Source organism: Streptomyces sp. NPDC127129 (assembly GCF_042671585.1).
Classification (GTDB): Bacteria; Actinomycetota; Actinomycetes; order Streptomycetales; family Streptomycetaceae; genus Streptomyces.
The window spans coordinates 181,229-193,487 of record NZ_JBHXTV010000003.1 but is presented as its reverse complement, the minus strand read 5'-3'; the positions used below and the strand labels follow the sequence as shown (position 1 = coordinate 193,487).

13 protein-coding genes and 1 tRNA gene are annotated in these 12,259 nt (G+C 73.2%); 6 read left to right on the top strand and 8 right to left on the bottom strand.

Annotated elements, in window-relative coordinates:
- The first annotated feature begins 104 nt into the window (after positions 1-104).
- Positions 105-929: a chaplin gene (locus ACFVGW_RS07025; protein ID WP_385851126.1), complete on the top strand. Its 825-nt coding sequence runs from the start codon at positions 105-107 to the stop codon at positions 927-929.
- A gap of 28 nt (positions 930-957) precedes the next feature.
- Here ACFVGW_RS07025 and ACFVGW_RS07020 read toward each other — a convergent pair whose 3' ends face one another.
- Both ACFVGW_RS07020 and ACFVGW_RS07015 read right to left on the bottom strand, forming a co-directional pair.
- Complete coding sequence (locus ACFVGW_RS07020; RefSeq protein WP_385851125.1) at positions 958-1,617, bottom strand: DUF2293 domain-containing protein; 660 nt, start codon at positions 1,615-1,617, stop codon at positions 958-960.
- 12 nt (positions 1,618-1,629) lie between these two features.
- The gene (locus tag ACFVGW_RS07015) at positions 1,630-2,088 is read right to left on the bottom strand and encodes a hypothetical protein (RefSeq protein ID WP_383311841.1); all 459 of its coding nucleotides are present in this window, start codon (positions 2,086-2,088) and stop codon (positions 1,630-1,632) included.
- Positions 2,089-2,168: 80 nt separating this feature from the next.
- Here ACFVGW_RS07015 and ACFVGW_RS07010 point away from each other — a divergent pair, with 80 nt between their 5' ends.
- A complete protein-coding gene (locus ACFVGW_RS07010; protein WP_383221178.1) occupies positions 2,169-2,903 on the top strand; it encodes a hypothetical protein in 735 nt (244 codons plus the stop codon).
- A 36-nt stretch (positions 2,904-2,939) separates the two neighbouring features.
- Positions 2,940-3,026, top strand: a tRNA-OTHER gene (locus ACFVGW_RS07005).
- A 321-nt stretch (positions 3,027-3,347) separates the two neighbouring features.
- Here ACFVGW_RS07005 and ACFVGW_RS07000 read toward each other — a convergent pair.
- Together ACFVGW_RS07000 and ACFVGW_RS06995 are read right to left on the bottom strand one after the other, a co-directional pair.
- Positions 3,348-4,727, bottom strand: a complete 1,380-nt coding sequence (locus ACFVGW_RS07000) for an MFS transporter (protein ID WP_385851124.1) — start codon at positions 4,725-4,727, stop codon at positions 3,348-3,350.
- A 64-nt stretch (positions 4,728-4,791) separates the two neighbouring features.
- Positions 4,792-6,003: a pyridoxal phosphate-dependent aminotransferase gene (locus tag ACFVGW_RS06995; RefSeq protein ID WP_385851123.1), complete on the bottom strand. Its 1,212-nt coding sequence runs from the start codon at positions 6,001-6,003 to the stop codon at positions 4,792-4,794.
- Between the two features lie 84 nt (positions 6,004-6,087).
- On the opposite strand from ACFVGW_RS06995, the gene ACFVGW_RS06990 reads away from it, so the two are divergent.
- The 3 genes from ACFVGW_RS06990 to ACFVGW_RS06980 all read left to right on the top strand — a co-directional run bounded on the left by ACFVGW_RS06990 (position 6,088) and on the right by ACFVGW_RS06980 (position 7,986).
- A complete protein-coding gene (locus ACFVGW_RS06990) occupies positions 6,088-6,717 on the top strand; it encodes a winged helix-turn-helix transcriptional regulator (RefSeq protein ID WP_385851122.1) in 630 nt (209 codons plus the stop codon).
- A 99-nt stretch (positions 6,718-6,816) separates the two neighbouring features.
- A complete protein-coding gene (locus tag ACFVGW_RS06985) occupies positions 6,817-7,293 on the top strand; it encodes a cupin domain-containing protein (protein ID WP_385851121.1) in 477 nt (158 codons plus the stop codon).
- 45 nt (positions 7,294-7,338) lie between these two features.
- Positions 7,339-7,986 carry a uridine kinase gene (locus ACFVGW_RS06980; RefSeq protein WP_385851120.1) on the top strand — a complete coding sequence of 216 codons (648 nt, stop codon included), beginning with the start codon at positions 7,339-7,341 and terminating at the stop codon, positions 7,984-7,986.
- A gap of 50 nt (positions 7,987-8,036) precedes the next feature.
- Here ACFVGW_RS06980 and ACFVGW_RS06975 read toward each other — a convergent pair whose 3' ends face one another.
- From ACFVGW_RS06975 to ACFVGW_RS06960, 4 genes are read right to left on the bottom strand one after another with little or no spacing between them, the layout of a single operon-like run.
- Positions 8,037-8,930 carry a carbohydrate kinase family protein gene (locus ACFVGW_RS06975; protein ID WP_385851119.1) on the bottom strand — a complete coding sequence of 298 codons (894 nt, stop codon included), beginning with the start codon at positions 8,928-8,930 and terminating at the stop codon, positions 8,037-8,039.
- Positions 8,927-9,847, bottom strand: a complete 921-nt coding sequence (locus ACFVGW_RS06970) for a pseudouridine-5'-phosphate glycosidase (RefSeq protein WP_385851118.1) — start codon at positions 9,845-9,847, stop codon at positions 8,927-8,929. Before ACFVGW_RS06970 ends, ACFVGW_RS06975 begins: the two co-directional genes overlap by 4 nt.
- 49 nt (positions 9,848-9,896) lie before the next feature.
- Positions 9,897-11,120 (bottom strand): hypothetical protein, encoded by a 1,224-nt coding sequence (locus tag ACFVGW_RS06965; RefSeq protein ID WP_385851117.1) that lies wholly within the window; start codon positions 11,118-11,120, stop codon positions 9,897-9,899.
- Positions 11,104-11,964, bottom strand: coding sequence for a hypothetical protein (locus tag ACFVGW_RS06960; protein ID WP_352186310.1), 861 nt, complete (start codon positions 11,962-11,964; stop codon positions 11,104-11,106). Before ACFVGW_RS06960 ends, ACFVGW_RS06965 begins: the two co-directional genes overlap by 17 nt.
- Between the last annotated feature and the right edge of the window lie 295 nt (positions 11,965-12,259).

Below are 12,259 nucleotides of genomic sequence, written 5' to 3'. Positions count from 1 at the left end.
CTCGATGGAGTGAAACCCGCCGACGGCCTGATCCGGCCTCGCCCGAATCGCGTTAATTGCGGTACGGGCGGATGCCCGTGAACACCTCCGGAAGGCAGGAAGCCATGAGGCACATTCGCCGAAGTGGTCTGGCCACACTGATGGTCACGGGTGGCGCGCTCGCGCTCTCGGTGGGCGCCGCGCACGCCGACGCCGGTGCACAGGGCGCCGCTGTCGGTTCGCCGGGCGTCGGCTCGGGCAACACCGTGCAGTTGCCGGTGCACGCCCCGGTCAACGTCTGCGGGAACACCGTCAACGTCGTCGGGCTGCTCAACCCGGCGTTCGGCAACCGCTGTGCGAACACGAGCGCGTCCGGCGGCTACGGCTCGGACGCCGGCGGGCCGGGCAGGGCGCACAAGGACCTGCCCGGCACTCCGCGCAGCGGCGGGCAGCACGCCGGCGGCCAGCACGGCTCCGGGGGTCCCCAGCACGGCGGTTCCCAGCACGGCGGCTCCCACGCCGGTTCGTCCCACGGCGGTTCGTCCAACGGGGGCGGGGCCACCGCCGAGGGCCAGGCCCACGGCTCGCCCGGCGTGCTCTCCGGCAACGGACTCCAGCTGCCCGTCGACCTCCCGGTCAACGTGAGCGGCAACTCCGTCAACGTCGTCGGCATCGGCAACCCGGCGTTCGGCAACACCTCGGTCAACGGTCCGTCCCAGCCCGAGGAGCCGGGCGAGGAGCCCAAGACCACGCCGCCGCGGAACATCCCCCCGGTCCCCCGGACGGAGACCGAGGAGCCCGCCCCGGCGCCCCGCCCGCAGACCAGCTCGGTCGCGCTCGCCAGCACGGGTTCGGAGCTGGCCGGCTCCGCGGCCGCGGCCGGAGCGGCGCTGCTGCTCGGTGGCGCGCTCGTCTACCGCCGCGCACGGAACACGGGCGCGCGGGTCTGAGGCCCTCCACGCGGTTCCTCCCCGTCCCTCAGCCGGGGCGCCAGGTCCGGAGCACCGTCTCGATGGCGGGTGCCACCCTCGTCCGGGCCTGGTGCCGGGGAACACCGCGCATGAGCAGCGAGTCGTACTCGGTGTCGACATGCCGTACGGCGGCCCGCACCGCGGCCGTGACCGCGCCCCGGTCGAGCGCCCGCCCCGCCGCCGTACGTCCCACCCGGCCGCTGCCCTTGTGGGAGGCGTGGGCCGCGATCTCCGCGGCCCGGTCGAGCGGACAGTGCGGGAAGAGCCGCAGGATCTCGGCCTCCAGCGCCGCCGTGACCTCCGCGTCCCGCTCGGCGCGCCGCGCCGCGTCCCGGACCCGGCGCCTCGCCCGCGCCTCCGCGTCCGCCAGGCAGGCCGCCTCCGCCCGGGCGAGCGCGGTCTCCTCGACGAGGAGGCCCTGACGCTCGTACCGGGTGCGGCGCCGGTTGTGCCGTACGACCACCGCCCACAGCGCGCTGCCCTCCCGTGCCCGGCGGGTCAGGGCGGTGTCCCCTCGGCGCAGGAAGACCAGGTGGCCCAGGTCGGCGCAGTCGAGACAGACGGGGGCGTTGAACTCGACGACCATCCGCTCCAGCGGGCCTTGGCGGCACTCCGAGCAGCGGCGCCGCTTGAGCGGTTCGACGACGACGGGCGCGACCAGGTCCACGACGTCCCCCTGTCAGCGCACGCCGGGTGCGGCGGTGGCGATGAAACGGTCGAGCGTGTCCTTCGCCTCCCGCGAACGGTGGGCGCGGTCCTCCTCGCCGGTCGCCTCGTGCATGCAGTTGGTCGTCTCGAAGGCCTGCTCGGCCAGTCGGCGGGTCTCCGCGTCGCCGCAGACCAACTGGACGCGGAAGAGCGCCTGGCGGGTGGCCGTGCGCTGACGGTACGAGGCGTAGCGCGACTCCTCCGCCCGGTCCGAGTCGGGATCCTCCACCGCGCGGAACCAGCGGTCGTTCTGGCTGCGCCGGTAGTCGACGACCGCTCCCGCGAAGGCGCTGTAGGCCGCGATCCGTTCCTGCCGCAGCTGCTCGTCGCGGGCGAGCGCCGCCGTACGTTCGGCGGCCCGGCTCTCGAACCAGTGCGTGGCGATCACACCCAGCAGGGTTCCCGCCACGGCGATCAGTGCCGTCTCCATGCCCGGTCGCTCCTCCGCCCGCTCAAGTGGCCTCAATAATCGTTCGATTCACCGCCCCGGTCCCGGCTAGGGTCCGTCGCGTGGCAACGAAACTCAATCAGATCATCGCAGTGGAGAAGGGCGTCAAGTCCCGGGCGCAGCAGGACCTCACGTCGGCGCACCACGGGCTGCAGAAGCCCGCCCTGCTCGCCGGCATCTCCCGGACGTACCAGCCGAAGGACGAGGAGGGCGAGCAGCTTCCGCCCGAGTCCACGCTGGTGCAGGTGAAGGCCGAGGACGTACTGCGCGACACCGCACGGGCGTTGACGCGGCTTTTCGATGTGACCGCCACCAAGGACTGGGCCAACTGCGAGGCGCGCGCCGACGTCACGGTCGACGGGCGCGTCCTGGTGAGCCAGGTGCCCGTCGCGTACCTCCTCTTCCTGGAGAAGCAGCTGACGGACATCAACACCTTCGTGCGCAAGCTGCCGGTCCTCGACGCGGCCGAGTCGTGGACGCAGGACCCGTCGACCGACGCGTGGAAGACCGAGGTCGTGCGGACGGTCCGGACGAAGAAGGTGCCGCGCAACCACGTCAAGGCGGAGGCGACGGAGAAGCACCCGGCGCAGGTCGAGGTGTACTACGAGGACGTGCCGGTCGGTTACTGGACCACGGTGAAGTTCTCCGGCGCGCTGCCGGCCCGGCGGGTGAACGAACTCCTGGAGCGGGTGGAGAAGCTCCAGCAGGCCGTGAAGTTCGCCCGGGAGGAGGCGAACGGCGCCGAGGTCACCGACCAGCGCGTCGGTGACGCCGTCTTCGGCTACCTCTTCGGGTAGCGGGGACACCCATGAACTCCCCGGCCGCACAAGTCGGCCGGGGTGCGCGAGGAGCGCGAAGCTGAAGCTGAGGCTTGTCGTGAACCCGCGGTTCCAGTGGAGGTTCGAGTCCTCCTCCCGGCACTTTCCTGCCGGGATGGCCCAACCAGGCAGAGGCAGACCGCGTCAATCTCAGACTATTGCTCCAGACTCAGCATGCGCCGCTCATCGCCGGATCGACCGGGCCCGGGCCCTGGTGCGTCGAAATGCCAGTTCGAATCTGGTCCGCCGAGCTCGATCGGCGGTGGTCCAACGGCAGGACGCGACGCAATGACGACTGACCCGGGTCCTCAAGTGTGCCGGCGTGTGATGTGAGCGGCATCGAACAGGGTCCGGGGGCAGGCTACGCCCTCGGACCCGCTCCTTTTCCGGTGCCTTTCCGGAGTCTTCCGGAGCCGTGACGCCTTACGGCGTACGTGACTTCTCCGGTACGCAGAGCCGGGCGAGGACGGCGGCGGTCAGATAGGCGAGCGCGCCGACGGCCATGCTGACACGCAGCCCCGCGCCGCCCCCGGCGGTGACGAGCAGGCTGCCGCCGAGCGCGACACCGGTGGCGCTCCCGATCTGCCGCGTGGTGTTGAACAGCGCGGACGCGGTCCCCGAGTACGCCGGGGGAGCGGCGCCCATCACGGTCGCGGTCGAGCCGGTGAGGGCGAAGGAGGTACCGAACCCCGCCGCCATCATCGGGACCACCAGCAGGGCGTACGCGGGGTCGGCACCGGCCGCGGCCCAGCCGGCGAGCCCCAGGGCGGCCAGGAGCATGCCGGAGACCACCAGCGGACGGTCGCCGGTGCGGCGGGCCAGGCGTCCGGACAGGACGGACGCGAACATGGTCATCGCCACGGCGGGGAACAGCGCGAGCCCCGTTTCGAGGGCGCTGTAGCCGCGATGCTGCTGGAACTCGAGGCTGGCGGTGAACACCATGCCGTAGAAGCCGAAGTTGAACAGCAGCCCGATGACGGCTCCGCCGCCCATGGCACGGGACCGGAGCAGGTCCAGGGGCAGGGCGGGGGACCGGGCCAGCCGCTCGCGTACGGCGAACGCCACAGCGGCGAGCACGGCCAGGGCCAGCCCGCCGAGGACGACCGGGTCGGACCAGCCGCGCCGGCCGGCCTCGTTCAGGGCTCCCGTCAGCAGCGCCACCCCTGCGACGACCGCGACCTGGGCCGGCCAGTCAAGAGCCCGGGTGGCGCGCCGCGGGGAGCGCGCCACATGGCGCAGGGTCAGCAGCAGACACGCCGCGCCGACGGGCAGGTTGATGAGGAACACCCAGCGCCAGCCCACGGTGGAGACGAGCACTCCGCCCAGGAGCGGCCCGGCGGAGGCGGCGATGCCCGCCATCGAACCCCACAGTCCGAACGCCCGCGACCGGGCGGCAGGAGCCGGGTAGGCCTGCTGGAGCAGGGCCAGGGAACCGGGCACGATCAGCGCCGCGCCGAGCCCCTCCACCAGCCGGGCCGTCACGAGGAAGGGGGTGCTGGGCGCGAGAGCGCACGCGGCCGAGGACACGACGAAGACGACGACGCCCGCGCAGAAGACCCGGCGGTTGCCGAGACGGTCGCCCAGCGCGCCACCGGTCAGCAGGAACCCGGCGAAGACCAGGGTGTACCCGTCGGTGATCCACTGGATCCCGGTGAGGGAGGCCGACAGCTCCCGGCCGATCACCGGCACGGCGACGTTGAGGATCGTCACGTCCAGGATGACCATGAAGTACCCGGCGCACACGGCCAGCAGCGGTGCCGAGGACCGTCGCTCCGGTGTGGGTGACGACTTCCCGAACTCCACGGCGCCTCAACTCCCATCCGTCCGTGGAGGCCCACGTCAGGGCCAGCGTAGGGGTCGGGCGGCCCTACTGCCGGTAGCCGCTCAGGAAGCGGCCGATGCGGCTGATCGCCGCGTCCAGGTCGTCGGCGTACGGGAGGGTCAGGATCCGGAAGTGGTCCGGCCGCGGCCAGTTGAAGCCGGTGCCCTGGACCACCTGGATCTTCTCGCGCAGCAGCAGGTCGAGGACGAACTTCTCGTCGTCGTGGATCCTGTGCACCTTGGGGTCGAGGCGCGGGAACGCGTAGAGCGCGCCCTTCGGCTTCACGCAGGAGACGCCGGGGATCTCGTTGAGCTTCTCCCAGGCCTTGTCGCGCTGCTCGTGGAGCCTGCCGCCCGGGGCGGTGAGCTCGTGGATCGACTGCCGGCCGCCGAGCGCCGCCTGGATGGCGTACTGGGCGGGGGCGTTCGGGCACAGCCGCATGGAGGCGAGCATGGTCAGCCCCTCCAGATAGCTCTTCGCGTGCTGCTGCGGCCCGCTGACCACCAGCCAGCCGGAGCGGAACCCCGCCACGCGGTACGTCTTGGAGAGCCCGCCGAACGTGAGCACGACGAGGTCGGGGGCGAGGGAGGCGGCCGGGTAGTGCACGGCCTCGTCGTAGACGATCTGGTCGTAGATCTCGTCGGCGAAGACCATCAGGCCGTGGCGGCGGGCGAGGTCGAGGATGCCCTCGACGATCTCCCGGGGATAGACGGCGCCCGTGGGGTTGTTGGGGTTGATGATCACGACGGCCCGGGTGCGGTCGGTGATCTTCGCCGCCATGTCGTCGAGGTCCGGGTACCAGTCGGCCGACTCGTCGCAGGGGTAGTGCACGGCCTTCCCGCCCGCGAGGGTGGTCACCGCCGTCCACAGGGGGAAGTCGGGGGCGGGGATCAGCACCTCGTCGCCGTCCTCGAGCAGCGCCTGGACGGCCATGGAGACCAGTTCGGAGACGCCGTTGCCGAGGAAGACGTCGTCGACGTCGACCTCGGGCAGACCCATGGCCTGGTAGCGCTGGGCGACGGCGCGCCGGGCGGAGAGGATGCCGCGGGAGTCCGTGTAGCCGTGGGCCTTCGGGAGCATCCGGATCATGTCCTGGACGATCTCCTCGGGCGCCTCGAAGCCGAAGAGCGCGGGGTTGCCGGTGTTGAGGCGCAGGACGCTGTGGCCCGCCTCCTCCAGGGCGTTGGCGTGCTCGATGACCGGGCCGCGAATCTCGTAGCAGACCTCGCTCAGCTTGCTCGACTGCCGGAACTCCATGCGACGACCTCCCCAGAAGTAATGATGCTTGGTTTTACCAAGTTCGGGCTTGGAAAGTCCAACAACTTGTCTAGACTGCGTCGCATGCCACGTCAGCCACGACAGCCGCGCCGCCGGAGCTACGACCAGTACTGCGCCTCAGCGCGCGCCCTCGACGCCGTCGGCGACCGCTGGACGCTGCTGATCGTCCGCGAACTCCTCGCCGGGCCGCGCCGCTACACGGATCTCCACGCCGATCTCCCGGGCGTCAGCACGGACATGCTGGCCGGCCGCCTCAAGGACATGGAGGGCGCCGAACTCGTCACGCGCCGCCGCCTGCCGCCACCCGTCCCGGCGTACGTGTACGAGCTCACCCCGCGCGGACGTGGACTGCTGCCGGTCCTGCGGGCCCTGGCGGAATGGGGCGCACAGGACCTGGACGCACCGCGCCCGACCGACGCCGTACGTGCCCACTGGTTCGCGATCCCGCTGCTCCGAGCCCTGGAGGGAGTGGTGACAGGCGTCGTGCAAGTGACCCTGGACGAGGGCGCGTTCCATGTACGGATCGAGGGCGACGGCGCCGTCTCGTACGCGGACGGGCCCGCCGAGGGCCCGGACGCGCACCTGCGGACGGACACCGCGACCTGCCGGGCCCTGGCGAGCGGGGAGCTCACCCTCGCGGAAGCGGTCGCGGCGGGGCGGGCGCGGCTCGATCGGACCGTACCGGCCGGCTGAGATCGTTCGCCCGTCCGGACCCCCTCCACCGGGTTACCGTATGGCCGGATTCCGCGGTCGTGAACAGCGCGGCCGCATCGGGAAGTTGGAGGGGTAGCCATGAGAACGGGCATATTCGGGGCGCGGCTGCGCAAGAGCCTGGTCGTGGCCGGCACGGTCGCCGCCGTGGCGGTCGTCCCGTCCGCCGCGCTCGCCACACCGGGCACCGGCGTGAGCGGCACCGTGCTCGCCAAGGGCACCTCCGACGGCAGGCTGAAGATCAAGCCGCCCAAGGGCGACACCGACGTCACCGTCCGCACCGTCACCATCGCGCCCGGCGGCTCCACCGGTTGGCACCACCACCCCGGCCAGCTCATCGCCGTCGTCCAGTCCGGCACGCTGACCCGCACCCTCGACGACTGCTCGGTCGAGGCGACCTCCGCGGGCGAGGCGTTCATCGAGCCGGCGGGCCGCAGGCACGTCCACATCGGACGCAACCTCGGCGCCGAGCCCGTCGTCCTCTACGTCACCTACGTGCTGCCCGCAGGCGCCCCGCTCTCCGTCGACGCGCCCGCGCCGGAGTGCGCGCAGGACTGACGCCCCTGCGGCGAACCGCCGTACGCGTGTGGCAAGGTCACGTCCGTGCGATTCGAAGCGATCACCTGGGAGCGGCTCTCCGAGGCCCTGGCCGCGCATGCCGACGGTGCCACCCCCGGTGACGGGAGCGCCTGGCTCAAACTCGCCGTCGACGGCGCGCCCGCGGCACCGACCGGGGAGACCGCGGAACGGATCGCGCAGGCGCTGCGGCTGCGCGGCCGGTCCGTGCTCGTCGTCGGCACCGGAGGGTTCCTGCGGCCCGCGTCCCTCCGGTTCGAGCACGGCAAGCAGGACCCCGACTCCTACTACGGCGAGTGGTTCGACACCGGCGCGCTGTGGCGCGAGGTGTTCGGGCCCCTGGAGGCGGGCGGCACCGGGCGCGTCCTGCCCGACCTGTGGGACCCGGTCACCGACCGCGCCACCCGCAGCCCCTACGTGGAACTGCCGCCCGGCGGAGTGCTCGTGGTGCACGGGCCCTTCCTCCTCGGGCACTGGTTCCCCTTCGACACCACCGTGCATCTGCGCCTCTCGCCCGGAGCCCTCGCCCGCCGCAGCGAGGAGCCCTGGACCCTGCCCGCCTTCGAGCGGTACGAGAGCGAGACCGCGCCGTCCGACGCCGCCGACGTGGTCGTCCGCGCCGACGACCCGCGCCACCCGGCCTGGACGGGACTCCCCGGCCAGGACCTGGCCTGAGCGGTGACCGGCGGATCAGGACCGGGGTCCCCGACCGGCGTGGACGCGCCCTACGTGACCGTCGGCGGCCGCCCGCCCACGACGGTCACCGCCTCCGCTCCGGCACGGCACCCCGCCTCGGCCGCCTCTCCTGCGTCCGCGCCCGCGAGCCGCGCGGCCAGGAACGCCCCTGTGAACGCGTCTCCCGCGCCCGTGGAGTCCACCGGCGACACCTCAGGAGCCGCGACACGGCCCGTGACCGCGCCCGACTCGGCGACCAGAGCACCCCCGGCGCCCAGGGTGACCGCGACGAGCGGGAACGCCCGGCTCAGGGCCACGGCCGCCTCCTCCGGGTCGGCGCAACCCGTCAGCAGCAGCGCCTCGTCGACGTTCGGGAACAGCGCCTCCACCCCTCGCGCGGCGGCGAGGAACCGCTCCACGCCCCACTGCTTCAGGAACCCCACGGACGCCGGGTCCACGCTCACCGGGATCCCCGCCTCCCGCGCACCGCGCATCGCCCGCAGCGCGGCCGCACGGCTCGGCCCGGCGAAGAAGAGGTACCCCGACAGATGGAGACGAGCCGTCCCGTCGAGGAACGCGTCGGACCAGTCCGCGGGGGAGAGGCGCAGCGCCGCTCCGCTGTCGGTCAGGAACGTCCGCTCGGCGCCCGCGTCGACCAGGGATATCACCGTCGCCGTGCCGGCCTCGCCGTCCGGGACGAGCAGCGGCCGCACGCCCGCCCGGCGGAGCGCCCTGTCGTGCCACCCGGCCTCGTCCGTGCCGACCCGGCCGAGCAGGGTCACCGGCGCGCCGCCCGAACGCGCCGCCCAGCAGGCCACGTTGGCTCCCGCCCCGCCCGGCAGCCGCCGGATCTCGGCGGCCGTGTCGGTCGCCGGCGCGAGCGGTGTCCTGTGCCGGGCGACGATGTCGGTGACCACGTCGCCCACGACCAGCAGACCGCTCATGCGCCGGCGCCGGCGCTGGCGTACGCGGAGGCGATCCGCGCCCCGAGGCCCACGTTCCCGCGTACCGCCGCCAGATTCGCCTCCAGGGACGCCCCGTCCGTGTGCACCATCAGATACTCCAGCAGGAACGGCGTCACGGCCTGTCCCGTGATCCCCTTCTCCTTCGCCGCCGCCAGGCCCTGGGCGAGGATCCGGTCGTGCAGCTCCGGGTCCAACTGCTCCGCCACCGGCACCGGGTTGGCGACGATCATCGCCCCACGCGGCCCGCCCAGGGCGTCCTGGGCCCGTATCACCCGCGCCACGTCCTCGGGCGTGCGCAGTGTCCAGTCGACCGGCTCCCCGGAGGAGGTCAGATAGAACCCCGGGAAGTGCTCCGTCCCGTACCCCACCACCGTCACGCCCAGGGTCTCCAGCCGCTGCAGCGTCGCGGGGACGTCGAGGATCGACTTGACCCCCGCGCACACCACCGTGACCCCGACCCGGGAGAGCAGCCGCAGGTCCGCCGACTCGTCCTGTGTCTCGGTCCACTGCCGGTGCACGCCGCCGAGCCCGCCCGTCGCGAAGACCCGGATGCCTGCCGCGTCCGCCAGCCACGCCGTCGCGGAGACCGTCGTCGCCCCCGTGGCCCCGGTCGCGAGCGCCGGTGCCAGGTCCCGGTGGCCCAGCTTCCGTACCGCCGGGTCCTCCGCGATCCGGGCCAACCCGCGCGCGTCGAGGCCGACATGGGCCACTCCGTCGATCACCGCGATCGTCGCGGGCACGGCGCCCCCGGCCCGCACCAGAGCCTCCAGCTCGCCGGCCACGGCCAGATTGCGCGGGCGCGGCAGACCGTGGGCGATGATCGTGGACTCCAGCGCGACGACGGGCCGGCCCTCGTGGAGCGCCTCCCGCACCTCTTCGTACACCTGTGTGGACATGTCCCATTTCTGGCGCGCTCACGCACCACTCAAACCTGGGTGGCGAGGTTCAGCCACACCGCGGCAGGGCGGGCAGCCGTGCCGCGTCGACCACCTGGATCACCGGCCGGGAGCCGTCGGCCTTCGCGTTGCCCACGCTGTACGCGACCGCCAGCGCCCCGCCCCTGGCCTGCGCGTAGCCGTAGGCGGGAGTGATCCGGGTGTACGAACCCGTGCCGAGGTCGAGCGCGTACGACGTCTCCGGGGTGCGCCAGGTGACCAGGCGGCCGCTGATCCTCAGCTGGTCCATGCCGTCGACGGCCGGGGAGGTGGTGACGACCGCCGTGGGCCGCGCGTCGCCCTCCCGCCACACCATCAGGCGCGGCTCGGCCTCGCCCGCCACCCAGGCCCATGTGCCGCCACCGGACCCGTTGCCTCCGCTGCCTCCGTTCCCTCCGTTCCCTCCGTTCCCTCCGTTCGATCCGCCGTCGGCGACGACCGAGCGGACGTTCCGGAGCGCGGCCAGGGGGCCCGGCAGCTCGGCGGGCCGCCCGTCCCCGAGCGAGACGGCGGCCAGCCGGGTGCCGGATCCCGTGGACTCGCGCCAGACCAGCAGTCCGCCCACCGCGAAGGGCGCGTCGACGACGCCCGTGTGCAGGGCGCGGGGCGCGCCGCCCGAGGCCGGGGCCGCGAACACCGTGGCCCTGCCGTCGCCGACCCCCTGCGCCCAGTGGACGGTGCCGTCACGGACGACGGGCTGGGGGAGCGGGCCCGGCCGGTCGGCCCGGGCGAGCCGCCGCGACGAGCCCGTCTCGGCGTCCCACACGTACAGACTCCACGGGCTGTCCAGCGTCCGTCCCTCCAGGACGGCGAACGCGGCCCACCGGCGGCCGTCGAAGTCGGCCGCGAGCAGTTGGTGCTCGACCGGGTCCGCGAGCGCCATAAGGGTGCGCGGCGCGGCGCCGCCGGCCACCAGCGCCGCCCGTCTGCGGTCGGCGCCGCTGAGCTGGACGGCCGTCCAGCCGGGGCCGGTGTCGGTGAGCATCGCCCGCTCGCCGGCCGGTGCCCGCAGCTCGCCGGCGGCGAGCGCGGAGCGCCAGGCCGCGGGCAGCTTCACCTCGCACGCGGCGGCGAGCGCGGTCGGCCGGGGCGCGGGGGCGGACGACTCGCGGGGCGCCGGTTCCGGGCCGCCGTGCCGCGTCGACGAGCACCCCGCGAGGAGGGTGCCCGTCAGCAGCAGGGTCAGCGCCGCCCGTGCGCCGACCGGGGAGCAGGACCTACCAGACGTACCCACGGCCGCCCATGATGGTCGTGATGGTGTCGGACGAGATGTGCGCCGACTTGGGTACGGAGCCCGCCCACGAGATCACGCTCGTGCTCACCCCGCCCACGGGGTCGAGGTAGTTGACCTGTCCGGCGGCGGTGTCCGTGTTGTATCCGTCGATCGCGACCCAGTGGAATATCTCCACGTTGGGGTGGCCGACGAGGTGGGGGCCGCCCGGTACCTCCCAAGCGTTGCCCGCTATCGCGTAGTCGTTGTCGGTGTTGTGCGTGATGTGCTGCCGGAAGTTCGCCTTGTCGGTGGCGGACGGGGTGTAGGGCAGCGCGCGGGGCACGTAACCGGCCCCGGGAAGGCGGTGGTTCAGCGCGTCGGCCATGGGATAGCCCGTGGGACCGGGCACGTTGATGTTGACGCCGTACCAGGCGGTGCCGCTGGTGGTCGTCCTGAGGAGGTTCGCCGCGTCCTGCTGGGAGCGGCCGGCGACCTCGTCGGCGGCGGACTGGGCGATCACGAGGGTGGCCGGGCCGCACCAGTACGAGGTCTTCTGGGACTGGTGGACGCCACCGGAGAGCTTGTAGCCGGCGAAAGCGGTCTGGGTGCGGATCCCCTCGAACGCTCTGGACGCCTCCGCCTGCTTGGCGTCGCTCATTCTCTGCTGGGCCGGGGTCAGGCGCTGCGGACCCAGGGTGTCGTACGCCGCCTTGTAGGAGGCGCCGGGGGCTATCGGCTCACGGGCCGAGGGCTCGGAGGCGGCCTGCGCCGGGGGCGCGGCCGCGAGGACCGCGAGCAGCGCGGCGGCGGTCAGGACGGTGGCGGTGCGGGGGGCCTTGCGAGGGATGAAGGACGACGCGGGCATCGCACTCTCCTGTCGGAGGTGGGGGAGGAGGTCACGGAGCGAGTTTGACGCGCACACGCCAGGCTTGACAGGGGGCTCGGAGGATTCCGTCCGACCAACATTGGGCGCACCAAAGGCGCCTGCGGTGACCTGCGGGAACACCGGTCCGCCGACTGTCCTGCCGGCCGTGTTCTCCAGCCGTGCGGCGCCGGGACACAGGCCTCGGCGGTGTGCGCGTATGAGCGGTTCCGCCCCCGAGGGAGCCGAAGTGTTCATCTGCCACTTGTACGACGTCCGAGGGTCCGACTACGACCGG

What these genes read in the sequence shown, in the direction of transcription:
- ACFVGW_RS07025 (WP_385851126.1), top strand. Translation starts at nt 105, where the DNA reads ATGAGGCACATTCGCCGAAGTGGTCTGGCCACACTGATGGTCACGGGT.
- ACFVGW_RS07015 (WP_383311841.1), bottom strand. Translation starts at nt 2,088, where the DNA reads ATGGAGACGGCACTGATCGCCGTGGCGGGAACCCTGCTGGGTGTGATC.
- ACFVGW_RS06995 (WP_385851123.1), bottom strand. Translation starts at nt 6,003, where the DNA reads ATGGAGTTCCGGCAGTCGAGCAAGCTGAGCGAGGTCTGCTACGAGATT.
- ACFVGW_RS06990 (WP_385851122.1), top strand. Translation starts at nt 6,088, where the DNA reads ATGCCACGTCAGCCACGACAGCCGCGCCGCCGGAGCTACGACCAGTAC.
- ACFVGW_RS06985 (WP_385851121.1), top strand. Translation starts at nt 6,817, where the DNA reads ATGAGAACGGGCATATTCGGGGCGCGGCTGCGCAAGAGCCTGGTCGTG.
- ACFVGW_RS06975 (WP_385851119.1), bottom strand. Translation starts at nt 8,930, where the DNA reads ATGAGCGGTCTGCTGGTCGTGGGCGACGTGGTCACCGACATCGTCGCC.
- ACFVGW_RS06970 (WP_385851118.1), bottom strand. Translation starts at nt 9,847, where the DNA reads ATGTCCACACAGGTGTACGAAGAGGTGCGGGAGGCGCTCCACGAGGGC.
- ACFVGW_RS06960 (WP_352186310.1), bottom strand. Translation starts at nt 11,964, where the DNA reads ATGCCCGCGTCGTCCTTCATCCCTCGCAAGGCCCCCCGCACCGCCACC.